This window comes from Pseudonocardia sp. TMWB2A, from assembly GCF_017312135.1.
In genome coordinates, this window is the sequence record NZ_QKQY01000001.1 from 1922737 (window position 1) to 1949160 (window position 26424).

Below are 26424 nucleotides of genomic sequence, written 5' to 3' on the forward strand. Positions count from 1 at the left end.
TAATGCAGCATCATAAGGCAAGTATCGAACGAGTCGGACGCCTTGAGCCAGAGGCACGCAGCGCACCCGAAACAGACGGAAAGGCTTGGAATGATGACCGGAAATGACAGCCAGCAAGCCCATGTAAAAATGATCTTCGTGAACCTTCCGGTGCGCGATCTTGCCAAGGCGATGGCCTTTTACGAGGCGATCGGATTCACCAATAACCCGCAATTTTCCGATGAAACGGCGGCCTGTATGGTGCTGAGTGACACCATCTTTGTCATGCTGTTGACCCACGCCAAATGGCGCAGCTTCACCGACCGCCCGATCCCCGATAGCGGAGCCAGCGAAGTCTCGCTCGCGCTCACTTGTGCGACCAGACAAAAGGTGGATGCGATGGTGGCCGCCGCCGGACAAGCGGGCGGAACGCCGGACATCAACCCGCCGCAGGATCATGGCTTCATGTTCCAGCGCAGCTTTATCGACCCCGATGGCCATTTGTGGGAGCCGTTCTGGATGGACCCTGCCGCCGCGACCAACGGCCCGCCTGCCGAGGGCTGATACGCGCACCCTTCTCTCCCCTCCCCCCACGGAAAGGAAATCCCCATGCCGATCAACCCGCAAGCCCCGCTTGAAATCACCGCCTTCAACTGGGTGCCCGACTTTGCCCAAGGCTTTGTCCGCGATCTGCGCCCGCGCTGGGCGTGCGAGGAAATCGGCCTCGATTATAACGAGCGGCTCATCTCGGCGGTCAAACGCGCCGCAAGCCATTTTGCCGACCAGCCGTGGGGGCAGGTTCCCACCGCCAAGGATGGCGACATCCATCTGTTCGAAAGCGGCGCAATCCTGCTCCATATTGCGGAGAAGGATGAACGGCTGTTGCCGCGTGATCCGCAAGGCCGCGCAACCGTTTTAAGCTGGCTGTTTGCCGCCTTTAACAGCATCGAACCAAGCTTCTTCGAACTGGGCAATATCGACGTGTTTTCAAAAGAGGAACAATGGGCGGAACTTCGCCGTCCGGGGTTGGTTGGATTTCTGGGAAAGCGGCTTGACCGGCTCGACGAGGCGCTGGGCGACAAGCCATGGCTGGCCGGAGATTTCAGCGTCGCCGATATCGCGATGGTCACCATATTGCGCGAAGGCAAGGAGGATGCCGTCATCAAGGATCGCCCGCGATTGGCCGCCTATGTCGAACGCGGCATGGCCCGTCCCGCTTTCGAACGCGCGCTGTCCGCCCAGCTTGCGGTCTTTGCCGCCCATCCGCCCAAAGCCGCCTGAACCGGAAAAAACTGAACCCGAAAAAACGAACCCGAAAAAAAGGAACAGGGTCTTATTTTGAGGAGAATAGCATGACCTATGTTGAAGGATTTATCACCGCCGTCCCCAAGGCCAATAAGGACGCTTATAAGGCCCATGCCGAGGAAGCTTATGGTCTGTTCAAGGATATGGGGCTAACGCGCATGGTCGAAAATTGGGGCCATGATGTGCCCGAAGGCAAAACCACCGATTTCCGCAAAGCCGTGCAGGCCACGCCGGACGAAGAAGTGGTGTTTAGCTGGTTTGAATATCCCGACAAAGCCGCGCGCGATGCCGCCAACCGGAAAATGATGGAAGACCCGCGCATGGAAGCGATGGGCAGCTCCATGCCGTTTGACGGCAAGCGCATGATCTGGGGCGGGTTCGACGCGATTGTCGATGATAAGGCCAGCGGCAAGACCGGCTATATAGACGGCATCGTCGTCCCTGTGCCGAACGGCAATAAGGATGCCTATCGCGCGATGGCGGAGAAAACGTCGGCCAAATTCCGCGAACATGGCGCGGTGCGCGTGATGGAAAGCTGGGGCGATGATGTGCCGGAAGGCAAAGTCACCGACTATCAGCGCGCAGTGCAGGCCAAACCGGACGAAAATATCGTCTATTCCTGGATCGAATGGCCCGACAAGGCGACCCGCGACAGTGCATGGGAAAAGATCATGGCCGACCCCGATATGCAGCCCGGCGGCGACATGCCGTTCGATGGCCAGCGTATGTTCTGGGGCGGGTTTGAACCGATACTCGACAAATAATCGTCGCCGCCAGCCACGAATAAAGGAGAAACAAGATGACCGATATGCAAGGTAGCTGGGTCTGGTATGAACTCATGACCCCCGACGCCGATGGGGCCAAAGCCTTTTATGACAAGGTGGTGGGCTGGAATATCCAGACCACCCACGGCGGCGGCGCGGAGGGCAATGCGCCGGGCGAAACGCCCTATGGCTTTATCGCCAACCCCGACGGGTCGATGACCGGCGGTGTGCTGCATTTGGATGAAGCCATGTGCGAGCAGGGCGCGCGGCCATGCTGGATGGGCTATATCGGCGTCGATGATGTCGATAGCGCCTTGAAGGCCATCGAAGCGGCGGGCGGCAAGACCGTTATGCCGCCGCGCGATGTCGCAATGGCCGGACGCATTGCGATGATCGCCGACCCTTGCGGCGCGCATGTCTATATCATGACGCCAACCCCGCCGCCGGGGATGGAAAATGCCGAAAATGAAAATGCCGAAAATACGGCCTTTTCCCCGACCAAAAACGGAAGCTGTGCGTGGAACGAATTATGCGCGAACGGCCAGAAACAGGCGCTGGATTTTTATACCGGCCTGTTCGGCTGGGGCTTGGGCGAAGCGATGGATATGGGGCCGATGGGGAGCTATCAACTGCTCACCAAAGGTGCCACGCAAATTGGGGCCGTCATGGAAAAGCCCAAGGAAATGCCCGTATCCGCATGGAGCTATTATTTCCGCGTGCCCGACATAGAAGCGGCCAAGGCTGCGGTCACGGCCAATGGCGGGACGATCACGCTTGACCTCACCGAAGTCCCCGGCGGCGAATGGGTGCTGAACGGCATCGACCCGCAAGGCGCACACTTCGCGCTGATCGGCGCCAAAGCGTAAGGCAGGGCGGTGGCCCGCCGGTCACCGCTCCCCTATCCGGACGATGCGCCCACTTATGCGACTTTCCCCAAAGCCTTTGTCGCGACCTTGATGCGGGAATGGGTGAAGAAACTGCCAGGGCGGTAAATCAGGCGGTAAATATAGTATAGGAAAGGATTTTCATCATGCCCGACTCTAAAATGGCGACCTGCCTGTGGTTCGATAATGGCGAAGCGAGCAAGGCCGCGGCCTTTTACGCCAGCCTTTTCCCAGACAGCCATGTCGGCAAAATCTACACCTCGCCCGCCGATAATCCCTCAATGAAAGCGGGCGGCGAATTGATGGTCGAATTTACGCTGTTGGGACAGGCCTATCTCGGCCTCAATGGCGGCCCCGCCTTCACCCCCAACGAAGCGGTGAGCTTTGTCATTTATACCGACACGCAGGAAGAAACCGACCTTTATTGGAACGCGATTATCGACAATGGCGGGAAGGCAAGCGATTGCGGCTGGTGCAAGGACAAATGGGGCTTTTCATGGCAAATCACCCCGCGCGCGCTCATGGAAGCGATGGGCGACCCCGATCCGGCAGCGGCCAAACGCGCGATGGAGGCGATGATGACGATGCAGAAAATCGACATTGCAACCATCGAGGCCGCTCGCAAGGGCGCGTGAGCAAGCTATGGCGCTGGAACTGTTCGCCCATCCTTTTTCCTCTTATTGCTGGAAAGTGCTGATCGCGCTTTATGAAAAGCAATTGCCGTTCACCTACCGGATACTCGACCCCGACCATCCGGAAAATATGGCGGAATTGCGCAATAGTTGGCCGCTCGGCAAATTCCCGCTGCTGCGCGACGGGACGCAGGATTATTTTGAAACCAGCATCATTATCGAACATCTCGACGCCAATGCGCCAACCGATCATCCGCTCATTCCGGTCAACCCCGTCGATGCCCTCGAAACCCGCTTGCTCGACCGTGTGTTCGACCTGTGGGTGATGAACCAAGCGCAGCCATCCGTCGACAATGCGTTACGCCCTGCCGATGTCCCCAAAGATCCTTATAGTGTGGACAAGGGCTTACGGCAGTTGCGGATCGTCTATGACTGGCTTGAACAGCGCCTCGTGGGACGCGAATGGGCCAATGGCAGGGACTTCAGCCTTGCCGATTGCGCCGCCGCGCCTGCCCTATTCTATGCCGACTGGATCGAGCCGATAAGCGCGGCGCGACCAACCCTCACCGCCTATCGCGCGCGCTTGCTCGCCCGCCCGTCGGTCGCGCGCGTGGTCGAAGAAGCGCGGCCTTATCGCGCGTTCTTTCCGCTCGGCGCCCCCGACCGCGATTGAATTTTTTTATATATCAGGAGACATAATATGGCCGAAGCCCCGTTTGAACTTGCGATTGAACGCACTATTGCGGCCCCGCCCGAAAAAGTGTGGGACATTATGACCAACCGGCTGGAAGAATGGTGGGTGCCACAGCCTTGGCGCGGGGAAGTGGACAAGATTGACTGGTCCGCTGGCGGCGCGTTCGACACGACCATGAAAGGCCCCGATGGCGAAGAATTTAGCGGCAGCGGCATCTTCCTTGAAGTCACCCCAAACCAGCGGTTCGTCTTTACCGACGCGATTTCGAGCGACCATATGCCGCAGGATGCGTTCATGATCGGCACCTTCGAACTTGCCCCGGACGGACAAGGCGGCACGCGCTACCGCGCCGCAGCCCGCCACTGGAGCGAAGAGGCGATGGAAAAGCATAAGGAAATGGGGTTCGAACCCGGCTGGACCGCCGCCGCCGCGCAGCTTGCCGCGCTATGCGAAGGTTGAGCGCGCGGCGTTAAACTCAGGCGTCAAACTGTAACCGTGCAAGGCGTGCATAAAGCCCGTCCTGTTTGACGAGCTGGTCATGCGTGCCTTGTTCGACAATCCGGCCTTCATCCATCACCACGATCCGGTCGGCCGCGCGCACGGTTGCAAGGCGATGGGCGATGACGATGGTGGTGCGCCCCTCCATCAAATGTTCGAGCGCATCCTGCACCAGCCGCTCGCTTTCGGCATCGAGCGCGCTGGTCGCTTCGTCGAGCAACAGCAACGGCGCTTTGCGGAGCAGTGCCCGCGCAATTGCGACACGCTGGCGCTGGCCGCCGGACAGCCGCGCGCCCCCTTCGCCCATATAAGTATCGAGCCCTTGCGGCAGCGCCCTCAGGAAGGTTTCGGCATTGGCTGCGCGCGCGGCTTCCCAAAGCTGCTCGTCGCTCGCACCCCAATTGCCATAGCGTAAATTGTCGCGCGCGGAGGCTGCAAAAATCACCGTTTCCTGCGGCACCATCGCAATGCGCGCACGAATATCGGCGGGGTCGGCGGTTTTGAGGTCAACCCCGTCCATCCGCACCACCCCGGATTCCGGATCGTAGAAACGCTGGATGAGCTGGAACAAGGTCGATTTGCCCGCACCCGACGGACCGACCACTGCAACCGTTTCATCGGGCTGGATCGCCAGTGAAAAATCCTTGAGCGCGGCCACTTCGGGGCGCGTCGGATAGCGGAACTCGACATGATCGAACGAAACCGCACCGCGCGCCGGAAGCGGCAGGGCCACCGGATGCGCAGGCGGGGCAATCACCGGCTGTTCGGCCAGTAATTCGGCCAAGCGGCTCGCCGCCCCCGACCCGCGCACCAGATCGCCGAACACTTCGGTCAGCGCACCGAACGCGCCTGCAATCAAGCCGCCGGTCAGCACGAAGGCAAAGATCGACCCGCCGGTCATATCGCCCGAGCGCACCGCTTCTGCGCCATACCACATCAGCATCGTAATCGCGCCGAAGATGAGACCCATCACTGTTGCGGTCATCACCGAACGCAAGCGGATGCGGCGTTTGGCCGCGACGAAAGTTTCATCGACCGCGCCCGCAAAACGGTCGCCCTCGCGCTCTTCCTGCCCGAAGGCCTGCACGATTTTCATCGCGCCCAAAGTTTCGGAGGTCATCGCGCCGACATCGGCAATGCGGTCCTGACTGGTGCGCGACAGGCTTTGCAATCTTTTGCCAAGCAACACGATGGGCGCAATCACCAGCACAATCCCGCCGAGCATCATCAAAGTGAGCTTGGGCGCGACCCACAGCAGAAAGGCGACCCCCAAAATCGCAATCACCACATTGCGCAGCGCCACCGACACGGTGGTGCCGACAATCTGTTCGATCAGCGTCGTGTCCGATGTCATGCGCGAGGCGATTTCGGCGGGGCGGTTTTCTTCAAAAAAGCCGGGATGGAGGCGGAGCAAGTTGCGCTGCACTGCAATGCGCACATCGGCCACCACCCGCTCGCCAAGCCAGCTTACAAAATAGAAACGCACCGCCGTCGCAAGCGCCATAATGACCACGATGGTCAGGAGGAAATAGAAATAGGGCGCAATATCGCCCGGCTGTCCGCCATAAATATTGCGGATGATGCTCGCGATAATCGAGCTGGCCGACACGCTTTGTGGGACGCCTGCGGCCTCGGCCATATTGCCCATAGGATTAACCGGCGCGGGACTCGCAATACTATGCGCGCCAAAACCTTCGTCGATAACCGCCATAAAGCCTGCAGGAATGGTCATGGTCGCGGTCGCAGCGACGAACAGCGCAAGCGCCGCGCCCAATATCTGCATCGGATAATGGCGCGCAAACGCCCATATCATCTTGAGATTGCCGATGCGCCGTGCGCCCGGCTTGGCGTCATCCTTGACGGATGGCGTGTCCACCGGAGCGGTTTGCGGAACCGATGCGGTATGCGGGAGAGTGTCGCGGCTCGACGCGGTGCCTTCTTGTGCCATATCCCGCGCCCTTAGCAGCGCTACAGGAGCGCCTCAACGCAATTTGCAGTTAAATTCACGCCAATTTTCGCGACACTAGCACACCCGATGACCGCCAAGCCCTTTGCGACGCGCGCCTCCCCGCGCCCTTCCGGCCAATTTTATTGCGTTGCAACACGCAACCGGTTGTGAGACATTGGGGGGTCAAACATAAAATTCGGGTGGTTTCGCATTCATGCTTTATGATGCTTATGAAATGCAGCGTAGCTGGCTTGCCGGCATTGGGGCGCTCGCCAATATGGGGTCGCAATGGTTGCAAAACCCCGCAAATCCTGTGGGTTATCTAGGCGGAGGGCCGGTTCTCGCCCATGCGCTTGATGTATTCGCCCATGCCGCAGCCCCGCGCGGAAAACCCCGTTTCGACCTCGATACCACGATGGTCGATGGCAAAATTGTGCCGGTGAAGGAGGAGATTGTCCTTCGCAAACCGTTCGGCCAATTGAAGCGCTTCGTCCATAAAGGCATTGTCGGCGCGCCCAAATTGCTCATCGTTGCGCCCATGTCGGGCCATTATGCGACGCTGCTGCGCGGCACGGTCGAGCGGATGCTGCCGAACCATGATGTGTATATCACCGACTGGGCCGACGCTAAGCTTGTCCCGACCAGCGAAGGCCGGTTCGATCTCGACGATTATATCGACTATCTCATCGAATTTCTGGAAACCATCGGTCCCGGCGCGCATATGCTGGCGGTGTGCCAGCCTTCGGTGCCAAGCTATGCCGCCGCTGCGGTCATGGCCAAGAAAAAGCATCCGTGCCGCCCCAAAACGCTCACCATGATGGGCGGGCCGATCGATACGCGCGAAGCCCCCACCACCGTCAACACGATGGCGATGCAGCGCCCGCATGAATGGTTCCAGCAAAATGTCATCGCGACGGTGCCGTTCCAATATGCAGGCGCGGGCCGCAAGGTTTATCCCGGCTTCCTGCAACTGGCGGGCTTTATGTCGATGAACCTCGGCAACCATATGATGAGCCATTATGCGATGTTCAAACATCTGGTGTCGGGCGACGGCGAAAGCGCCGAGGCGACCAAGGAATTTTACGATGAATATCGCGCGGTGTGCGACATGACCGCCGAATTCTACCTGCAAACCGTCGATGTGGTGTTCCAGACCCACGCGCTCCCCAAGGGCGAATTGCTCCATCGCGGCGAGAAAATCGACCCCGGCGCGATTACCGATATCGGCATCCTCGCGGTCGAAGGCGAGCGCGACGATATTTCGGGTATCGGCCAGACCAAAGCCGCGCTCAAAATTTCCAAAAATCTGCCCGCCGAGCATAAGAAATATTATCTCGCCAAGGGTGTCGGCCATTATGGCATTTTCAACGGCAGCAAATGGCGCGACAAGATTGCGCCGGTGCTGGAAGATTGGATCCGCGCGCACGATAAATAAGCCTGACAAGCTTGGCTTTCGTCAGCCGGATCGTGATTATCCGGCTGTGCGCACCGCTCTATACAGTTGAAATCCTATGGCCTATTCTCCTTGTGCAAGGAGAATAGCTATGAAATGCGTTGTGAAATTATCTGCCGGTCTGTTTGTCGCCGCGATTGCCTTGCCTGCCGCAGCCGCGCTCCCGCCCTATCATCAGCGCACCGCCGAAATCCGTGAAATTCTGGACAATGATGATGTCCAGAAAAAGCTTAACGACCAGCCGATTACTGCTGTCACCTATGTCGGCAATAACCGCTATGAGGTGCGCAGCGACCAATGCCGTGTGCCGGTGCAGACGGTCACCCGCCCGCGCGCCAATCCCGGCCCGCGCCTGTTCAGCTTAAGGGTCGGCACCGCCCGTTGTATGCCTGTGCGGTAGAGGGTGTTTGGCTGGCGGTCATTTTACGCGGCCCCTTCATTTTGGTGCGCGATTTTTTCCGCGGGGATGATAAGATGGTTTCAATCGTAATCTGATTTGAAGGACATCGCTCATGGCCAAAAAGCCGACCGAAGGCACGCCTCGCGTGGAAGCGCGTATCTCCCCCAAGCCGCAAGTGGACGAAATTGGCGGGCGCAAATTAAAGGCGTCGACCCTGATGATGGGCCACGGCTTTGATCCGATGCTGTCCGAAGGGTCGCTGAAACCGCCGATTTTCCTGACCTCCACCTTCGTTTTCCCCAATGCCGCCGCAGGCAAGCGCCATTTTGAAGGCGTAACCGGAAAGCGCCCCGGCGGCGCGGACGGTCTGGTCTATTCGCGCTTCAACGGTCCCAATCAGGAGATTTTGGAAGACCGGCTGGGCGTATGGGAAGAGGCCGAAGATGCGCTCGCTTTTTCCAGCGGCATGTCGGCGATTGCGACTCTGTTCCTCGCGATGGTGAAACCCGGCGATACCATCGTCCATTCCGGCCCGCTTTATGCCGCAACCGAAACGCTGATTGCGCGCATTTTGGGCAAGTTCGGCGTGAATTGGGTCGATTTTCCGGCTGGCGCGACCCGCGAGGAAATCGACGCGGTGCTGGGCAAGGCAGCGTCCTCCGGCAATGTCGCACTCATCTATCTGGAAAGCCCCGCCAACCCGACCAATGCGCTGGTCGATGTGGAGGCGGTCGCCGCAAGCCGCGATGCGATCTTTGCCGATGCCGACGCTAAGCCGCCCATCGCCATCGACAATACTTTCCTTGGCCCCCTCTGGGCGCAGCCGCTCAAGCAAGGCGCGGATCTGGTCGTTTATAGCCTCACCAAATATGTCGGCGGGCATAGCGATCTGGTCGCGGGCGGCGTGCTTGGCTCCAAGGAGCATATCAATACCATCCGTCTGATGCGCAACACCATCGGCACCATCTGCGATCCCAACACCGCCTGGATGTTGCTCCGCAGCCTTGAAACACTGGAACTGCGCATGAGCCGCGCGGGCGAAAATGCCGTCAAAGTATGCGAATTTTTACGCGGCCATCCCAAGGTGGAAAAGGTCGGCTATCTCGGCTTCCTTGCCGATGGCGACGATAAACGGCAGGCCGATATTTATGCGCGCCACTGCACCGGCGCAGGCTCGACCTTCTCGCTCTATCTTAAGGGCGGGGAGAAAGAGGCCTTCGCCTTCCTCGATGCGCTCAAAATCGCCAAACTCGCCGTATCGTTAGGCGGCACAGAAACGCTCGCATCCGCGCCCGCCGCCATGACCCACCTGTCGGTCCCCGACGAGCGCAAACAGGCACTTGGCATCACCGACAATCTGGTCCGCATCTCCATCGGGGTCGAAGATGCCGACGATCTGATCGCCGATTTCGCTGCGGCCCTGGACGCGGTGTGATGAATCGGGAAAGCCCTGTCTCTGGAAAGAGGCGGGGCTTTCGCTTATGACCCGCGCATGACTATCACTCTCCAAAATGTGCGTGTTGAACGGTTTGATGTAGACGGGCATTTCACCATAGCGCGTGGGGCCAAGACTTTTGTGGATGTGGTCACGTGCGCGGTGAGCGATGGCGTGCATGTCGGTTCGGGCGAAGGCACGCCGATTTATTATGAGGGGGAAACGGCGGAGCTGTGCGCCGAGGCTATCCGCGCGCGCATGGCCGGGGACACGCCCGTATCGCGCGACAATTTGCTGACCAGCATGAAGGCAGGCGCGGGGCGCAATGCGCTCGATTGTGCGTTATGGGATTTGGAGGTCAAGCAGACAGGGCAGCCCTTGTGGCAGCTTGCCGGATTGCCCGAACCCAAGCCGCTGGTGACCGCCATCACCATTTCGCTCGACGCGCCGGACGCAATGGAAGGTGCCGCGCGCAAGGCGGCCGCGAACGGCTATCGCCTGCTCAAGATGAAATTGTCGGGGGAAGGCGACCTCGAACGGGTCCGCGCGGTGCGTAAGGGCGCGCCGGATGCGCGCTTCATTGTCGATGCCAATGAAAGCTGGGACGCTATCGACATAGGGGAAGCCGCTGGCGCGCTTGCGGCGCTCGGCGTAGAAATGATCGAACAGCCGGTGTCGGTGGGGAAAGAACATTTGCTACGCGGCGTCCGCTCGCCCGTGCCTTTTTGCGCGGATGAAAGCATCCAGACGCTTGACGATCTCGACCACATCGACGGTGCGTTTCAAGCCATCAATATCAAGCTCGACAAGACAGGCGGGCTTACCGCCGCCTTATTGCTTGCCGAACAAGCACAGGCGCGCGGGCTCGACATCATGGTCGGCTGTATGCTCTCCACCTCGCTCGGCATCCGCCCTGCTTTCGCGCTGGCGCAAAAAGCACGGTGGGTGGATTTGGATGGACCAGCCCTTCTGAAACAGGACCGCCCGGGCGGGTTTATCTTCGAAAAAGGAACCATCTCGCCCTGACCGGCCCATTCGCCGCAGCCGTTCAGCCACCCTATATATAGATCGGCGAGCGTACAGCGATGCGCGGCACTCGAGTCTATGGTGGTGTCATGGGCCGGAGACATGCCTTGGTAAAAAATAGCGCCGGCCGTGCGATTATGTTGGCAATTGCCTCACCCCCACAGCCGTCCGGCTGTTTTGCGCCGCACGGATTTTCCAGATGCCCGCGATTCTAAGCAAGGTCAGCGTTAACAGGCCTGCCCTGTCCTCAGCCGGCGCATCACCTTCGCGGAAATCCGGCCAATCCCATCGCCCGTGTGCGAGGGCGACGGTGGGCGCAAGCGCCTCCCATTTAAGCGGTTCGAAGCGGTAGGCCGGTAATTGCGCGGCAATCGCCGTGTCTATCGCGTCATGGCCTTGATGGATCGCCGCGCGCGACGTCCACCACAGCCCGCCCCAACTGATAAAATCCGCCTTTTCCGCAAAAAGGCCGGACCAGCTTTCCATATCGCCTTGGGTGAAAAATTCGCCCGTACGACGTAACAAGGCGTTGATCGCATCGACATCGCTTTGGTCGAAATTGCTATCGTCATGTTCGGCGCTCATGGCATTTTCTGCCCTGCATCACCTGGAGCAGCATAACTCACAATTTCATATTCAATGGCGTTTTCATCGAGAAAATAGAAGCGGCGGCCCGGCGCATAATCCCCATGATTGAAAGGCTGGAGGCCGAAATCAATCACGCGGCGTTCCGTTTCGTCAAGGTCATCAACGACGAAAGCCAAATGATTAAGCGCCGTTCCGGGCGCAAAATCCACCTCTTTATGGATACCGCCCGCGCTTGTGTAAAACGCAATATAATGGCTGTCGCTGCCGACATGGATCGTAAAGCCCTTATTTTTGGCAGGACCGCGCCAGCGTTCTTTCCAGCCAAACAAGGCGGTTAGCATTTCAGCCGCGCGCTCGGGGTCGCGCACGGTAATATTGGCATGTTCCAGATAGGCTTGCGTCATCTTGTTTCTCCTGTGACGGCGCGCAGGATGGGACGGAAGCGACGCTAACCATTCGCCTTTTCCCCATGACATTGCGCCGGTTTACCGCATTATGCGAAGCGACGCTTGTGTTCATAAAAGTTCAACCTAAGTTGAGGTCAAGATAAAAATGGACAGGGCTTAGCATGAAACAGGACGGGACATGAAAGCGAGTGACCTTCTGACGATTGGCGAGGTCGCAACACGCACCGGCACATCGGTATCCGCCCTGCGTTTCTATGAAGCGAAGGGTTTGCTCGAACCTTGGCGCAGCAATGGCGGGCAACGGCGCTATTTTCGCGCGGACATCCGCCGCGTGTCCTTCATCCTGATCGCGCAGCAAATGGGGTTGAGCATTGCCGAAATAGGCGCGGAGCTGGCAAAACTCCCGCATGGCCGCACCCCGTCGGCGCAGGATTGGCACCGGATCAGCACCGCCATCCGCGCGCGGCTTGATGCGCAAATCGCTATGCTGGTGCGCACGCGCGAACGGCTTGACCAATGTATCGGCTGCGGATGCCTGTCGCTGGCGCGGTGCCAATTATATAATAAGGAGGATCGCGCCGCCGCGCTGGGGGCGGGCCCGCGCTATCTTGTCAGCGACATGGCCACCGATATGGACGTGCCGGGATAGACGGCGAAGCGCGGACGGAAAAAAGGCACAAAAAAAGGGCCGCGCCATCGGTGAGACGGCGCGGCCCTTTTTGAAGAATAGTGGCAGTGCTTACAGCACTTCGAACAGTCCGGCTGCGCCCATGCCGCCGCCGATGCACATCGTCACGACAACATATTTCGCGCCGCGGCGCTTGCCTTCGATGAGCGCGTGGCCGGTCATGCGGGCGCCCGACATGCCATAAGGATGGCCGATCGAGATAGCCCCGCCATTAACGTTGAGCAGGTCATTGGGGATGCCCAGCTTGTCGCGGCAATAAAGAACCTGCACGGCAAAAGCTTCGTTCAATTCCCACAGACCAATATCGTCCATCTTAAGGTTGAAGCGTTCAAGCAATTTCGGAATGGCGAAGACAGGACCGATACCCATTTCGTCAGGCTCGGTGCCCGCGACCGCCATGCCGACATAGCGGCCCAACGGGGTGAGACCCTTCTTCGCGGCGGTTTCGGCTTCCATCACGACCACGGCCGACGAACCATCGGAAAGCTGCGAGGCATTGCCCGCCGTGATATTCTTGTCCGGTCCCATGACCGGCTGAAGCGATTGCAGGCCTTCCAGCGTCGTATCGGCGCGGTTGCCTTCATCCTTTTTGAGCGTGATGTCGGTTTGCGACACTTCGCCCGTTTCCTTATTCTTGACGCCCATCACCGTCGACACTTCGATGATTTCGTCGTCAAACTTGCCAGCAGCTTGCGCGGCGGCCGTGCGCTGTTGCGACTGGAGCGCATATTCATCCTGTGCATCGCGCGAAATGCCATAGCGTTCGGCGACCACTTCGGCGGTCTGGAGCATCGGCATATAGATGGCATTGTGCATCGCGATCAGTTGCGGGTCGGGCATGACGCGCATTTCGGCGGTCTGCACAAGGCTAATCGATTCCTGACCACCGGCAACGACGACGTCCATGCGGTCGGTGATGACTTGCTTGGAGGCGGTCGCAATCGCCATGAGGCCCGACGCGCACTGGCGATCAATCGACATGCCCGAAACGGTCACAGGCAAACCTGCACGCAGCGCCGCAAGGCGGGCGATGTTGGGGGCCTGAGCGCCCTGCTGGAGCGCCGCGCCCCACACCACATCATTGACTTCCGCGCCGTCAATCCCGGCGCGCTCGACAGCGGCCTTGATCGCATAGCTGCCAAGCGTCGCGCCCGGCGTCATGTTGAAAGCGCCACGGAATGCACGGCCAATCGGCGTGCGGGCGGTCGAAACAATTACTGCATCACGCATGATGAAATTCTCTTTCCGGTAAAAAGGGACGGGTTCAAACGAAAATCTGGCTGATCCATTCGGCGATCAAGGCGGGCTTGTCTTCGCCTTCGATTTCGAGCGTATATTCGATGGTCTGCTGGAACTGGCCGGGGCGCTTTTCCGCAAAATCGAGCAGCTTGAAATGGCCGCGCACCCGCTTGCCGGAACGCACCGGCGTTAAGAAACGCACCTTGTTGCCGCCATAGTTGATGCCCATTTTGACGCCATCGGGGTGCGGCAGATTGGCTTTTTCCGCGAGCATCGGGAAGAGCGACAGCGTCAGGAAGCCATGCGCAATGGTGCCGCCAAAGGGCGTCATCTTGGCCATATCTTCATTGACGTGGATGAACTGGTGGTCGCCGGTCGCGTCGGCAAATTTGTTGATCATCTCCTGATCAACCGTGACCCAATCCGAAGTGCCAAGATTTTCACCGATCTTGGCGGTCATGTCCTGCGGCGTCATGCGCATATCCTTCCCTTAGCTGAGCATAGCGACGGGCGCCTTGGATAGCGCCCTTATCCCCCTCAATTTGCCACTTTACGTTTACGTAAACAAGCGCAAATTGTCGAGCCAAGGATACCGTAACGGCATATGCGCCCCGCCGGGCGAATCAGGCGGGTTTTTGCAAAGGCCCGCGCGCTGATTCGTGAAGGGCGTTCAGCTTGTGGGCGGCGCGTCCTTGGCCGGATCGGCTTTGCGCACCGCATAGGGCAGGACAAGCTTGCCATCGGGCGCGGCGGTGTAGCTGGTCTGGGTCGGGTAAGCGAAGCTCAACCCTTCCTTGGCAAAGGCTTGCCACAGCAACAGCCCCAACCGGCTTTTCTCCGATGCCACATAATTAAGGTCATCGCTCATCACGTCGAACAAAAGTTCATATTCAAGCGCGCTCGCGCCGAAATTGATGAAGTTGCAGCGCACCAGTTCATGGCCCGCATCCTCGACCAGCTTCTTACAAATTTCGGGCACTTTGTGCGCTTTGTCGGATGCGGTTTCATAGATGATGCCGAACAGGAAGGTGACGCGGCGGCGATAGAGGCGCGTCAGGTTGGTGATTTCCTTGCCGAGCAAATTGGTGTTCGAAATGATTTTCTGTTCACCCGTCACCGCGCGCAGGCGCGTCGATTTGAGGCCAATTTTTTCGACGGTCGCGGTGGTCTGGTCATATTGGACCGTATCGCCCTTGCGGAACGGCTTGTCGAAGATGATCGACAATGCGGCAAAAAGGTCGGAGAAAATGCCCTGCGCGGCCAAACCGATGGCGATACCGCCGATCCCCAAACCCGCTATCAGGCCGGTGACGTTGACGCCCAGATTGTCCAGCACCATGATCGAGGCAATCCCGAACAGGACAAAGGTGATGAGCATCTTGATGAGGCCCATCGCATTGTTCAGCGTTTCATGGTCGCCCGGCTCGCCGGTCAAGGTGCGGCGGCGGATGAAGCCCAGCACAATCTCGCGCGCCCAAATTGCCACCTGGAACACGGCGGCAACGGTGAACAGGAAGTTGATCGTCGCATCCACCATTGCGGGCGTTCCCGCATAGCGCGACAATAATTTCAACGGCACCATGATGATGAAAAACTGGCTGGTGCGCGCAAGTGCCTTCAACGCGATATAGGCAAGGCTCGCTTCATCCTCATGCTTGTCCGCCCGCCGCGACGCGAGGCCCTTCAGCGCATTGAGGCCGAGATAGATGAGGACACCGATGACCGTGGCAATCAGGATCGACAGCGTATGGCTTTCGACCCAACTGACGGATAAGTCCCAATAAAATTGGAGCTGCTTTTCCAGCGGCAGGCGCTGGACGGCATCAGGGATGAAATCGACCTTGGGTTGGATCAAGGGTTCGGCCGCACCGGCTGCAGAAGATGTTTTTGTCGCACTCATGGCGCGCGCACTTAGACAATTTTCGGTTTACTGACTAGCCGGTCTGCGATGGACCGCCAGTTTTCCTCGTGCTCGCGCCGCCGCATATAGGTCCAGAACCCGATTTGCAGCGCGATAATCATATAAACAAAGGGTTGGAAGGCGATACCGACAAACAGGCATCCGACGAGATAGATGATCTGCGCGTTTTGCAAGGATACTGCGAGCGGGGACACCCACATCATATCCTCGCGCGTGGTCCGTTTATATTTGCGGTGCAATATTTCCATCTGAACCAGACCGGATATGTGCAGCAAAAACCATATCATGAAGCCGGGATAACCCTGTTCTCCCAGCATTTCAAAATAGCTGCTATGATAAGCGCGCGATTTGTCATTAACCTCTTGCGATCCCGAACCCTCGTCCTTTGTAGACGCGCGGTCATAGCGGATGACATTACCGCGAAAGGCATCAAAGCCCCCGCCAAACGGATGCTCTTTCGCATAATCCCACGTCCATTTCCAAACAGCGACACGGGTAGAGGCGGACTCGTCGGCCTTATATTCCTTGATGGTGGACATGCGGTCGGTAAAGCTGGACGGCAGGAAGGGAATCGCAACCAGCAACGCCCCGCACGCGATGGCGACATAAGCGAAACGATGGTTGGTAAAACGCAACATCAAAATGGCGAGTGCGGCAATACATACCAATCCGGTGCGCGCCTGGGTTCCTATGGGAATCAGCAGACAGGCAAAGCATAAGGCATAAGCGAAGAGTTTGACCCGCCAATCCGGCGCAAAAATAGTGCCATATTTTGCCAGATACAGGATGATCGGAATGATGGCGATGGCGACACAGGAAATGATACTGCCTTCATACAGCCCGCTATTGTCATTGACCAAAAGCTGCATGGCACCATAGCCGCCGCCGCCCGCCAAAGTTTTGATGCCCCCGGTAATGATAATCGAGGACGCGCACAGGATCATGGTCAGCGCAAGGGCTTCGATACGCAATTTCGTCCGCAAGGTGAGCGGAAGGAAAATGCCCCACAACAAGGCTTTCCATACCCACGACCATTTGGCGGCGGCTTCTATCGGAAAATCGGCGCTTTGCGTCGTCAAACCGCAATATATCAACAGCAGCACCAACAGGAATTGCCGCATCGAAAAGCGGACATCCTTTTTTTCGTCTATAAACAGCCACGCCCCGACCGCCAGACCGAATACGATCAGCGAAATCGGCAGCGAATTGACCAGAAAATAGGATAAACGCTGGGGTGCAACTATATCGACATAGCAATATGCGAGAACCAGCAAAAAGGGCCTGCGCAAACCAATGCCAATAAAGACCAGCAGAAAGAGGGCAAACGCAAGGTCACGCATCGGAGTCGGATTTCTTTCCGATGGGATCGCTTCTATATTTCCGGAAACCGCGTTTCACATCGCCTGTGTCATGGTCGAGATTCGGGCTGTGATACAGGCGCCACAGCATGAACACTAACAATATATGGCTGACCGCTATGGATAAATTATCGACCATATTTGCTTTATACCCTTGGCATTTGCGGTTGAGCCAGTGTTAAACCGTTACGATATGAGCGAGCATGTAGCGTATTTGGGTTGACGGCGCGTTAATCCTTTGGCGGTTATGAGGCAAGCATGACCCGGATACTTCATATATTGGACCACAGCCTGCCCGCGCATAGCGGCTATACCTTCCGCACGCGCGCGCTGATGAAAGCGCAAGCGGCGAAGGGGTGGGCGGTTGCGGGCGTGACCAGCGTGCGCCATCCGCTTGCAGGACCTGCGGTCGAAACGGTCGACGGCCTCACCTTTTACCGCACCCCCGCCATTGCCGACGGACGCGCGCCGTTACGCGAAATAGCCGAGGTGAAGGCACTCGCCGCGTCCGTCGAGGCAGTCGCAGCAGAGTTTAAACCCGACCTCCTCCACGCCCATTCGCCGGTGCTGACCGCGCTTGCGGCCTTGCGCGCGAACAAAAAGCTCGGGCTGCCGCTCATCTATGAAATTCGTGCTTTTTGGGAAGATGCGGCGGTCGGCAATGGGACGGGCCGCGAAGGCTCGCTCAAATATCGCGCGACCCGTGTGCTCGAAACCTATGCGGTGCGCAAGGCCGATGCGGTCGCTGTCATCTGCGAAGGCTTGCGCAGCGACCTTGTCAAACGCGGTGTCCCGGCGGACAAGATTATCGTGTCGCCCAATGGCGTGGATTTGAACCTGTTCGGGGATCCGCCGCCGCGCGATGATGTGCTGGGGGCGCAGCTTGGCCTCGATGATGCCGATGTCATCGGCTATATCGGCAGCCTTTATGATTATGAGGGGCTCGATGATCTGATCGCCGCCATGCCCGCGCTTGTCGCGCGCAATCCGCGCGCAAAATTGCTGCTCGTCGGGGGCGGGCCGATGGAAGAAGCCTTGCGCACCGCTGCACAACAATCGCCGGTCGCCGACCATATCCTGTTTGTCGGGCGCGTGCCGCATCAGGAGGTCGAACGCTATTACAGCCTCATCGACATTCTGGCTTATCCGCGCAAGAAAATGCGTCTTACCGATCTTGTGACGCCGCTTAAACCTTTGGAAGCGATGGCCCAGCAACGCTTGGTCGCGGCCTCCGATGTTGGCGGGCACCGCGAGCTGATCGACGATGGTGTCACCGGCACGCTCTTTCCCGCCGATAATCCTTCGGGTATAGCCGATGCATTGGCGGCCTTGCTGGCGGAACGTAGCCGCTGGGCGGAACGAAAAGCCGTGGCGCGCGCTTATGTAGAACGGGAACGCAATTGGTCCGCCAATATCGTGCGTTACGAACCTGTTTACCAAAGCTTGCTACATGATTCGAAACGAATCGAATATGTTGGAGCTTAGAGCGGATGAGTAAGGTGGCAATAAACGGTCGCACACTTCCCCTGATACCCGTTGCCGCAGGGTTGGCCGGTGTTATGGCCTTGGGCGCGTTCATGATCATGCCGCAATCCGTGCTGGAAGCGATGGTGTGGCAGACGCGGCTTGATACCATATTGCCCGCAGCACAGCCGCCGCTGGGCGGCACCGCACGCTTGCTCGTCGCCATCGCTGCGGCGGCACTTGCAGCCGGTCTTACCGCTTTGCTCGCTTGGAAATTTTCGGGATTGACGACGCCCAAGAAACGGCGTCGCCGTCGCGGCATGGGCCAGAGCGATACATTGGCCGCGCTGGTGATCGCCCCTGCCAGTGCGGAAAGTGCGGCGCCTGTCGCTGCTCCCGTTGCGGCTACCGCAGACGTCGCTGACGAAGAAAAAACCGCCGTGTCCAAAGCCTCTTTCCTCGACCGTTTCCGCCGTAAAAAGGTGGAAGAAGAGGAGGAGATTGATCTGGAAAATATGCCGAACCTGCGGCGGCGCGATTTCCACCCCGATGCGCCCGCGCGTCGCCCGCTGTTCGCGGACGCCGAACTGCCAGGCAAGACTCTGGATAGCGTCGAACCGGTAATCGACATGCCCGCATCGGCAACGCCTGCGCCGACGCCCTTCGGCAGCACGCCGTCTGCCAAATATCCGAGCTGGGCGTATGAGGAAAAATGTGACCTTAGCGGTCAGGCCGCGCGTTTGGCGGCGGAAAGCCATGCGGCACGTGTCGCGGGGCCCGAAGCGGTTGAAGAACCGGTTGCCGAACCGGTTTTGTCGGCAACCGAACCTGCGGCGGAGAACGGCGATCAGCCTTCCTTCACCCACGCGCCGGGCAGTGCCGGAACTGCCGATTGGGATGATCCGAGTGCGTTCGACCAATATATGGAATCGCAAGCCGAAGAGGCGCGCGAACGCGAACTGGAAGACCAGCTTGAAGCGGCTTCCTTAGCGGCCGAGCCGCTGGAGCTACAGGTTGAACCCCAACCCGAACCGCAGATCATGCCCGCGTCGGAAATTTATGCAGAGCCTGCCGCTTTTGCGCCGGAGCCTGTTGTTGATGCGCGTCCGTTCATTTTGAATCCGGTTGCTGACACGCCGGTGCCTGAAATGCCCGCGCCCGAAATGCCGGTATTTGCGGAAGCCGCTCCCGCGCCCGAACCGGTCGAACCGGACATGCCCGCCGCCCCTGTTGCAGCCATACCGCAAGCAGCCATGCCGGAAGCAACGCAGGCGCAATGGCTCGAAACCGAACTCGCTAAAACCGAAATCGGCAGCGAGTCGGTCGATATGCTGATGGCCCGGCTTGAAGCCGGTATGGCCCGCCGCGCAACACGCCGCGAAGCCCAGCGCGCTGAGGCCGTCCGCAAGGCCGAACTGCAAGCCGCCGCGCCTGCACCTGTGGTGAAACAAGAGGTTCTGCCCCCCGTTACTGCGGCACCTCTCGCGCCCATGACTGGCGCAGAAACGCCCACACCGCAGCCTGCACCCGCACCGTCGGCCAATCCCTTTGCGGCCATCGACCCGCTCGCCAATCTGGCGGACAAGGAAGCCGAAGTGGATGAGGCATTGCGCGCGGCGTTAAGCACGCTCGAACGCATGAACCGCCGCGCGGGCTAATTTCCCCGCGCGCAGTCCCTGCCTAAATCCTTCTGCCCCGATCTCTCCGCCTCAATCCTCTTCGAGCGTCAATATTTCGAGCGTGATGATGGTGGCGTCACGGCCATCCTCAAGCGTTTCGGCGCGATAATCGGTGACAAGCGCATCCGCCACCAAATGCCCGCGCAGGGTAAATTCCTGTTCGGGCAAGCTAGCTTCCAACCGCTGCGCCCATGCCCTATGCTGCTCCCCCGTTACCGCAAACGTCCAATAATGGCGCGCACCGGTAAAGGTCGCGCTCGCCCAAGGCCGTTCGCGATGGGCGAGCATTTCGGCCTCGCCGCCCAGCAGTGCAACCAGCACAGGCCGCAACGCTTTGGCCGCATCCGCGCGCGCAGGCGATGACGGGCGCACATAGCTGGTCCGGCGCGGACGGCGCGGAATATAAGCGGGGCGTTCGGGCTTGATAACCGGATCGGTGCCACGCTCTTCCATATAGTCTTGCACCCGTGTCGCGAGCCGCGCGCCCGGCTCGCGCCCTTGCCGCAAATCGAACACCAGCCGCGGATCCTTCGCCGCCTCGCGCCCGAAATTGGAAGGACGCATCCCCGTCACGCGCAGGAATTTTTCGATATGCCAGATAAGCGGTGCAGTCATGGGCGCGGTCTCCTTATTGCCGTCTTGTGCTGGACGGGAAGCGACTCGGTGGTTGTTCCCGATTGAGGAAATATCCTATCACAGGAATTTTCCTACTTGGCAAGAGGAAATTTCCTGCTATATATCCTATCCATGGAACAGAACCCAAGAGAGGCGCTGGACGCCATCATCCAGGAACGCGGCGAAGATTATGTTTCGCTGTCCAAGATGCTCGGGCGCAACGCGGCCTATATCCAGCAATATATCAAACGCGGCAGCCCCAAAAAGCTTGACGAGGAGGACCGCGCCAAGCTGGCCGCCTATCTCAATGTGCCGGAAAGCCGGTTGGGCGGACCCGAACGCCATGCGGGTGCGAACGATAATATTGTCTATGTGCGGCGGCGCGATGTGGGCGCGTCAGCAGGCGCGGGTGCGCTGGCGGATATGGATTATGAGCGCGGCAGTCTGACCTTCAACCGCCAATGGCTGCGCAAGCTGGGAGCCGACCCTAACCGCTTGTCGATCATTGATGTGATGGGTAATTCGATGGCCCCGATGCTCGCCGATGGCGACCATATTCTTGTCAATGAAGCCGACCATTTCGAAGCGCGGCGTGAGGGAATTTATGTCCTGCGCCACGGCGATGAATTGATCGTCAAGCGCGTGCAGAAATCCGACCGGACCGATCATATCCTTGTCACCAGCGACAATAAGGAATTTCCAAGCCCCGGCCATTTGCCGCTGGGCGAGGTGATGCTTATCGGGCGGGTGATCTGGACCGGGCGGCAGATCGGCTGAGCGCCCCTCAGACCGCCGCTTCGCTGACCGGTGCGGCGAGACGCGGGCGGATGCGCGCGACGATCAGGCATCCTGCAACGATGAGCGCGGCTCCGGCAAGGATGGCGGGCGTCAAGGCTTCGTCAAACGCGATATAGCCGACAATCGCCGCCCAGATGAAGGCGGTATATTCGACCACCAGCAGCCTTTGGGCTTCGGCGCGCGCATAGGCCCAGCTCAGCAACATTTGCGATGCGAAGGCGAGCGAGGCGGAGGCCAGTACGGCGGGCCATTGCGCATTGGTTGGCAGAACCGCAAACCAGGGCGCGGCCAAAAGCAGCATCCCGGCTATCGTCAAATTCTGGAACAACGCAATTTCGGTCGGCCCCGCGATCAACGCCTGCTGGCGCTGGAGGATGAGATTATAGGCGTAAAAAAGCGCGGACATGAGGATTGCCGCAACCCCATAAGGCGCATCGGGCGCATAGGTGCCGCCCAGCTTGCCGAGAAGAATGATGCCTACGCCGCACAGACCCAGCATCGAGGCGATAATCGCCGCGCCGCCGATGCGCTCCTTCAGCAATACCGCCGCAAGGTAGAGCGCTACCAACGGTGCGATAAAGGATAGGGCAATACCTTCGGCAAGCGGCACCCGCGCTATTCCCCAAAAGAAGCAAAGCGCCATCACCATCACGACAAAACCGCGCCAGATGTGGAGGCGCAGCACCCTCGGCGCAGGCCACTTCCCTCGCCGGACCGCAAAAGCCGCAATGCCGATCCCGCTCCCCGTCACTGTGCGCCACAGCATCGCATTATAGGCCCCGAACGCAATCGACAGCCCCTTCATAAACCCGTCCATCACCGAAAACAGCGCGATGCCAAGGCAGGCTGCGAGGAAAGGCAAGAAGATGGGGGATCGCGATACGGGCATGACGCATGCTTCTATTGCAGCGCCCACTTGTCCGGGCAAGTCGCGCTTAACGCACGGGCCGGTATTTGCGGAAATAATCCATGCGCTGCGCCGAAGTCTGGCGCGCAGCGGTGCGCAATTTGGACATCGTTTTTCTATTCAGCAACGCACCGTCGCGGCCCGACAGGATGAGAAGTGTGGGCGTGCCTTCAATGCGCGTAACGCCGAATTTGCGGGCGAGCGCGAGGTTGCGGTCCCTCGCCGGACCGCTTTCGACCAAGATGAAGTCAAAGGAAGGGTTCAAAGCCTGCGCAATTTCCAGCTGGTCAAGCCATTGCAATAAAGCGCGCGTGTCGGGGCAGCGTTCTGTGCCGAAAATAATCGCGACATTACGGCCCAAGGCGGCGGCCTCCTCTTGGGCTGCCGACACCATTTGTTCGGCTTCTGCACCATCAAGATAGCGCCATTTTGCCCGGGCTTGTTGGTCGGCGATAACCGGCTCCGCTTGTGCGGTGCCAGCCACGGGCAATGATAATGCCAAAACCGCCAGCAAAATCTCTGCCCGCATCCCTGTCACGCCGCCTTGCCGTGAAGTGTATCCATGCTCACCGATTGGCCGGATTCGATTTCGGCAGCCTTGGCTTCGACCAGCTTGACGATGTGCGCGATCATATCGGCATCTTCGACATGGTGGTCGGTGAGGCCGGACAGATAGACCATATGCTTGCCATTGCCGCCGCCGGTGATGCCAATATCGGTTTCGCGTGCTTCACCGGGGCCGTTGACGACGCAGCCCAGCACCGAAAGCGACATGGGGACACGGATATGCTGGAGAGCTTCCTCCAGTTTTTCGACCGTGCGGATAACGTCAAAGCCTTGGCGTGCGCAGCTTGGGCAGGACACGACGCGGACACCGCGCGTGCGCAGGCCCAAAGTTTTCAATATGTCGAAACCGACCCGCACTTCCTGTTCAGGCTCGGCGGACAGCGACACGCGCAATGTATCGCCAATGCCCGCCCATAGAAGATTGCCGATGCCGATCGAGGATTTGACGGTGCCCGCAATCATCCCGCCCGCTTCGGTAATGCCAAGATGCAGCGGGCAATCGACCGCGTCCGCAAGCTGCATATAGGCGGCGACCGCCAAGAACACATCGCTGGCTTTGACCGCGACTTTATAGTCGTGGAAATCATGGTCCTGCAAAAGCTTGATATGGTCGAGCGCGGATTCGACCAGAGCTTCGGGGCATGGCTCGCCATATTTTTCGAGCAAGTCTTTTTCGAGACTGCCCGCATTGACACCGATACGGATTGCGCAGCCATTGGCTTTGGCCGCGCGCACCACTTCGGCAACCCGTTCGGACGAGCCGATATTGCCGGGATTGATGCGCAAACAGGCCGCACCTGCATCGGCGGCTTCAAGCGCGCGCTTATAGTGGAAATGGATGTCCGCAATGATCGGGATAGCCGCCGCGCGGACGATCTCGCCCATAGCAGCAGTCGATTCGACGTCGGGGCAGGACACGCGGATCATATCCGCACCCGCTTCTTCGCAGCGGCGAATCTGGTCGATCGTCGCTTTGGCGTCGGATGTGGGGGTGTTGGTCATGGTCTGCACCGTAATCGGCGCACCGCCGCCAACGGGGACATTACCAACCATGATCTGGCGGCTTTGACGGCGCATAATATCGCGCCAGGGACGGATGGAAGACATGGGTGCGCTTTACCCTGCTTTGCGCTGCAGTGCAAAAGGAGAAAGGATGCACGGAGGGGGTTCAGGCACAAAGCGGACGAACTGCGCCAATCGGTCGGCGCGGCGCGGTCGGCACGGCGCGGCCGGATAAAGCGAACCAAACGCGCAACGAAAGCCTAGGCTAATGACCAGAGCTATTGCCCATCCTGCCACACGCACCAAAGCTTGCCGAATTTAGCCTTTCCACCGCGCATGAATATCGCCGGATTGCAGACAAAGAAAAAGGGCGGTGCCTTTCGACACCGCCCAAATCCTGTTTCCGTCCGGCCCCGATAAAGGGACCAAGCGCAAATCTTACATGCCCGAACCCGGACCGTAGGTGATCTGCACGTTACGGTTTTGGTCGTTGCGAACGCCATCGGGGGTTTCAACGCGCGGACGGCTTTCACCGAACGCTTGTGCGCTGAACACGCTGCCCGGAATGCCGCGCGAGGTCATGTACGACTGCACCGAGTCGTTACGACGTTGCGACAGGCCGACGTTGTAGCGTGCGTTACCCGAACGGTCGGCGTTACCAGCGAGCATGATCGTGGTACCCGAGCAACCAGCGTTATAGGCGCTGATGGCGTTGTCGAGGGTTGCAGCAGCTTCCGACGTGATGTCCGACTTATCCCAGTCGAAGAACACGATATACGGTCCCGGCTGGCAAACAACTTCAACCGGCGGCGGCGGCGGCGGCGGCGGCGGCGGCGGCGGTTCTACGGCCGGCGGCGGCGGCGGCGGAGCTTCAACCGGCGCACCGAAGTTATAGCGCAGCGAACCCATCAGCGAGTGCGAACGCATCTTTGTTTCAACGTCGCGACCGAAGCGGTCAACGAGGTCAACGCCCGGTGCGTTGAAGAAGCGATACTTCAGACCAACGTCCCAGTTATCCGAAAGCGGTGCACGGATTTCGGCAATAGCCTGCCATGCGAAACCGGTGTCCGAATCCTTGAGCCAGCTCGGAGCAGCGATGGTGTCATGAACCATGACGCGGGCGATACCCGCACCACCACCGACAGAACCCTGAAGGCCTTCGTCGTCACCAAAGTCGAGCAAACCGTTGACCATGAACGACAAAGCGGTCGTTTCGCTGTTCGACGGGAAGCTTCCGGTACCCGGAAGCGGCGCGCCAACACCGGGAGCTCCGGCAACGGTGCTCTTGTGGCCAGCTTCACGATACGAAGCTTCGGCTTCCAGACGGAACGCACCAAAGTCGTAACCGATCACGCCGCCGGCATCAAAGCCCTTGTCGTGGTCAATGCTAACTGCATCTTTGTACTTGGTGGTACCTGCCGTGATGTCGAGATCCATATCTTCAACAAGCATAACGCCGCCATCAACGCCTACATACCATGCATCGTTGCGCGCAAGTGCGGGCGACGCGATAGCAGTAGAGGCGAGCGCCATAGCAATGGCTAACTTCCTCATTTTATATTCCCCTTTCAATAGAGACACGAAACTCTGCCTGAACCTCCTAAACCGGAGAAAGTTTCCACGCAACTAGAGTTTTTCTTATCTGTTGCCAAAATGTCGCAGTTTTTTCAACGAAAGCGGGACTTTTCAGTATATTCACCATCAACTATTTCAGTTTCGTTGCAATCAGGCCAGACCCCATTTTACAAGCAAAGCCGCAATATTCGCGATGGTTGCGCGCGCTTCGGTGTCAATCACCGTGCCGCCGACTGGTTCAGTTATATTATTCGGCACAATCCAGTCGCCTTCATGGAAGCGATATATTTTTGCGCGCGCCTTGTCCCATAGAATCAGCCCTTCGAACGGATCCATATAGCGCCAGCCGCCTTCCGTCATCGCTGCGAGTCGGCCGGCCTGACCGCTCCAGACACCCGTGGGCGCATCCGGAACCAGCCACATTTGTCCCGCTTGCGGCGTTGCAGGCGGCGCAGTCAGCTCTGCGCTTTCGACCACCGGATGGGTGAGGAGATCGAGCAGGCTGAGGGCTTCATTATGAGTGGTTTCTTTTTGCGCCTGCCCCGCGGCGAGCAGGGGGAGCGCAAAGCGCGGCGATTGACCGGTGGGCATGATGACT

28 protein-coding genes are annotated in these 26424 nt (G+C 59.0%); 15 read left to right on the forward strand and 13 right to left on the reverse strand.

Features of this window, described 5'->3' with window-relative positions:
- The first annotated feature begins 93 nt into the window (after positions 1 to 93).
- The 7 genes from DMP17_RS09000 (at position 94) to DMP17_RS09030 (ending at position 4717) form a co-directional block, all read left to right on the forward strand.
- Positions 94 to 543 carry a VOC family protein gene (locus tag DMP17_RS09000; RefSeq protein WP_337828736.1) on the forward strand — a complete coding sequence of 150 codons (450 nt, stop codon included), beginning with the start codon at positions 94 to 96 and terminating at the stop codon, positions 541 to 543.
- A 45-nt stretch (positions 544 to 588) separates the two neighbouring features.
- A complete protein-coding gene (locus tag DMP17_RS09005; protein WP_337828737.1) occupies positions 589 to 1260 on the forward strand; it encodes a glutathione S-transferase family protein in 672 nt (223 codons plus the stop codon).
- Positions 1261 to 1331: 71 nt separating this feature from the next.
- Positions 1332 to 2048 carry a DUF1428 domain-containing protein gene (locus DMP17_RS09010; RefSeq protein ID WP_337828738.1) on the forward strand — a complete coding sequence of 239 codons (717 nt, stop codon included), beginning with the start codon at positions 1332 to 1334 and terminating at the stop codon, positions 2046 to 2048.
- 74 nt (positions 2049 to 2122) lie between these two features.
- Entirely contained in the window at positions 2123 to 2914 is a 792-nt protein-coding gene (locus tag DMP17_RS09015; RefSeq protein ID WP_337828739.1) for a VOC family protein, read from the forward strand.
- Positions 2915 to 3078: 164 nt separating this feature from the next.
- Entirely contained in the window at positions 3079 to 3567 is a 489-nt protein-coding gene (locus DMP17_RS09020; RefSeq protein ID WP_337828740.1) for a VOC family protein, read from the forward strand.
- A gap of 7 nt (positions 3568 to 3574) precedes the next feature.
- Positions 3575 to 4237 carry a glutathione S-transferase family protein gene (locus tag DMP17_RS09025; protein WP_337828741.1) on the forward strand — a complete coding sequence of 221 codons (663 nt, stop codon included), beginning with the start codon at positions 3575 to 3577 and terminating at the stop codon, positions 4235 to 4237.
- Between the two features lie 27 nt (positions 4238 to 4264).
- Complete coding sequence (locus tag DMP17_RS09030; protein ID WP_337828742.1) at positions 4265 to 4717, forward strand: SRPBCC domain-containing protein; 453 nt, start codon at positions 4265 to 4267, stop codon at positions 4715 to 4717.
- A gap of 16 nt (positions 4718 to 4733) precedes the next feature.
- Here the strand turns inward: DMP17_RS09030 and DMP17_RS09035 are convergent, their stop codons facing one another.
- Entirely contained in the window at positions 4734 to 6704 is a 1971-nt protein-coding gene (locus DMP17_RS09035; RefSeq protein ID WP_337828743.1) for an ABC transporter transmembrane domain-containing protein, read from the reverse strand.
- A 277-nt stretch (positions 6705 to 6981) separates the two neighbouring features.
- Here DMP17_RS09035 and DMP17_RS09040 point away from each other — a divergent pair, with 277 nt between their 5' ends.
- From DMP17_RS09040 to DMP17_RS09055, 4 genes are all read left to right on the forward strand, one after another.
- A complete protein-coding gene (locus DMP17_RS09040; protein ID WP_337829773.1) occupies positions 6982 to 8139 on the forward strand; it encodes a polyhydroxyalkanoate depolymerase in 1158 nt (385 codons plus the stop codon).
- Between the two features lie 109 nt (positions 8140 to 8248).
- Complete coding sequence (locus tag DMP17_RS09045; protein ID WP_337828744.1) at positions 8249 to 8557, forward strand: hypothetical protein; 309 nt, start codon at positions 8249 to 8251, stop codon at positions 8555 to 8557.
- A 112-nt stretch (positions 8558 to 8669) separates the two neighbouring features.
- On the forward strand, positions 8670 to 9992 hold the full coding sequence (locus DMP17_RS09050; RefSeq protein ID WP_337828745.1) for a cystathionine gamma-synthase family protein: 1323 nt from the start codon (positions 8670 to 8672) through the stop codon (positions 9990 to 9992).
- A 57-nt stretch (positions 9993 to 10049) separates the two neighbouring features.
- A complete protein-coding gene (locus DMP17_RS09055; protein WP_337828746.1) occupies positions 10050 to 11018 on the forward strand; it encodes a dipeptide epimerase in 969 nt (322 codons plus the stop codon).
- 135 nt (positions 11019 to 11153) lie between these two features.
- Here the strand turns inward: DMP17_RS09055 and DMP17_RS09060 are convergent, their stop codons facing one another.
- Positions 11154 to 11603, reverse strand: a complete 450-nt coding sequence (locus DMP17_RS09060) for a YybH family protein (RefSeq protein ID WP_337828747.1) — start codon at positions 11601 to 11603, stop codon at positions 11154 to 11156.
- A complete protein-coding gene (locus DMP17_RS09065) occupies positions 11600 to 12010 on the reverse strand; it encodes a VOC family protein (protein ID WP_337828748.1) in 411 nt (136 codons plus the stop codon). Before DMP17_RS09065 ends, DMP17_RS09060 begins: the two co-directional genes overlap by 4 nt.
- Positions 12011 to 12191: 181 nt before the next feature.
- Here DMP17_RS09065 and soxR point away from each other — a divergent pair, with 181 nt between their 5' ends.
- Complete coding sequence (gene soxR, locus DMP17_RS09070; protein WP_337828749.1) at positions 12192 to 12662, forward strand: redox-sensitive transcriptional activator SoxR; 471 nt, start codon at positions 12192 to 12194, stop codon at positions 12660 to 12662.
- Positions 12663 to 12752: 90 nt separating this feature from the next.
- Here soxR and DMP17_RS09075 read toward each other — a convergent pair whose 3' ends face one another.
- The 4 genes from DMP17_RS09075 to DMP17_RS09090 form a co-directional block, all read right to left on the reverse strand.
- Positions 12753 to 13931, reverse strand: a complete 1179-nt coding sequence (locus tag DMP17_RS09075) for an acetyl-CoA C-acyltransferase (RefSeq protein WP_337828750.1) — start codon at positions 13929 to 13931, stop codon at positions 12753 to 12755.
- 34 nt (positions 13932 to 13965) lie between these two features.
- A complete protein-coding gene (locus DMP17_RS09080) occupies positions 13966 to 14415 on the reverse strand; it encodes a MaoC family dehydratase (RefSeq protein WP_443217843.1) in 450 nt (149 codons plus the stop codon).
- Between the two features lie 195 nt (positions 14416 to 14610).
- On the reverse strand, positions 14611 to 15840 hold the full coding sequence (locus DMP17_RS09085) for a mechanosensitive ion channel family protein (RefSeq protein ID WP_337828752.1): 1230 nt from the start codon (positions 15838 to 15840) through the stop codon (positions 14611 to 14613).
- 11 nt (positions 15841 to 15851) lie between these two features.
- Positions 15852 to 17201, reverse strand: a complete 1350-nt coding sequence (locus DMP17_RS09090; RefSeq protein WP_337828753.1) for a putative O-glycosylation ligase, exosortase A system-associated — start codon at positions 17199 to 17201, stop codon at positions 15852 to 15854.
- A 276-nt stretch (positions 17202 to 17477) separates the two neighbouring features.
- On the opposite strand from DMP17_RS09090, the gene DMP17_RS09095 reads away from it, so the two are divergent.
- On the forward strand, positions 17478 to 18704 hold the full coding sequence (locus DMP17_RS09095) for a TIGR04063 family PEP-CTERM/XrtA system glycosyltransferase (RefSeq protein ID WP_337828754.1): 1227 nt from the start codon (positions 17478 to 17480) through the stop codon (positions 18702 to 18704).
- Positions 18705 to 18709: 5 nt separating this feature from the next.
- Positions 18710 to 20341 carry a hypothetical protein gene (locus DMP17_RS09100; RefSeq protein WP_337828755.1) on the forward strand — a complete coding sequence of 544 codons (1632 nt, stop codon included), beginning with the start codon at positions 18710 to 18712 and terminating at the stop codon, positions 20339 to 20341.
- 51 nt (positions 20342 to 20392) lie between these two features.
- Here the strand turns inward: DMP17_RS09100 and DMP17_RS09105 are convergent, their stop codons facing one another.
- Positions 20393 to 20977: a hypothetical protein gene (locus tag DMP17_RS09105; RefSeq protein ID WP_337828756.1), complete on the reverse strand. Its 585-nt coding sequence runs from the start codon at positions 20975 to 20977 to the stop codon at positions 20393 to 20395.
- A gap of 132 nt (positions 20978 to 21109) precedes the next feature.
- Between DMP17_RS09105 and DMP17_RS09110 the strand changes: the two genes are divergently transcribed.
- Entirely contained in the window at positions 21110 to 21754 is a 645-nt protein-coding gene (locus DMP17_RS09110) for a S24 family peptidase (RefSeq protein WP_337828757.1), read from the forward strand.
- 7 nt (positions 21755 to 21761) lie between these two features.
- On the opposite strand, the gene DMP17_RS09115 is transcribed toward DMP17_RS09110, so the two are convergent.
- The 5 genes from DMP17_RS09115 to DMP17_RS09135 all read right to left on the reverse strand — a co-directional run bounded on the left by DMP17_RS09115 (position 21762) and on the right by DMP17_RS09135 (position 26417).
- On the reverse strand, positions 21762 to 22664 hold the full coding sequence (locus DMP17_RS09115; protein WP_337828758.1) for a DMT family transporter: 903 nt from the start codon (positions 22662 to 22664) through the stop codon (positions 21762 to 21764).
- A gap of 46 nt (positions 22665 to 22710) precedes the next feature.
- Positions 22711 to 23166, reverse strand: a complete 456-nt coding sequence (locus DMP17_RS09120) for a thioredoxin family protein (protein WP_337828759.1) — start codon at positions 23164 to 23166, stop codon at positions 22711 to 22713.
- A gap of 50 nt (positions 23167 to 23216) precedes the next feature.
- Positions 23217 to 24356 carry a flavodoxin-dependent (E)-4-hydroxy-3-methylbut-2-enyl-diphosphate synthase gene (ispG, locus tag DMP17_RS09125; RefSeq protein WP_337828760.1) on the reverse strand — a complete coding sequence of 380 codons (1140 nt, stop codon included), beginning with the start codon at positions 24354 to 24356 and terminating at the stop codon, positions 23217 to 23219.
- Between the two features lie 333 nt (positions 24357 to 24689).
- The gene (locus tag DMP17_RS09130) at positions 24690 to 25805 is read right to left on the reverse strand and encodes an OmpA family protein (protein WP_337828761.1); all 1116 of its coding nucleotides are present in this window, start codon (positions 25803 to 25805) and stop codon (positions 24690 to 24692) included.
- Between the two features lie 171 nt (positions 25806 to 25976).
- A complete protein-coding gene (locus DMP17_RS09135) occupies positions 25977 to 26417 on the reverse strand; it encodes a DUF2793 domain-containing protein (RefSeq protein WP_337828762.1) in 441 nt (146 codons plus the stop codon).
- Positions 26418 to 26424: the final 7 nt, after the last annotated feature.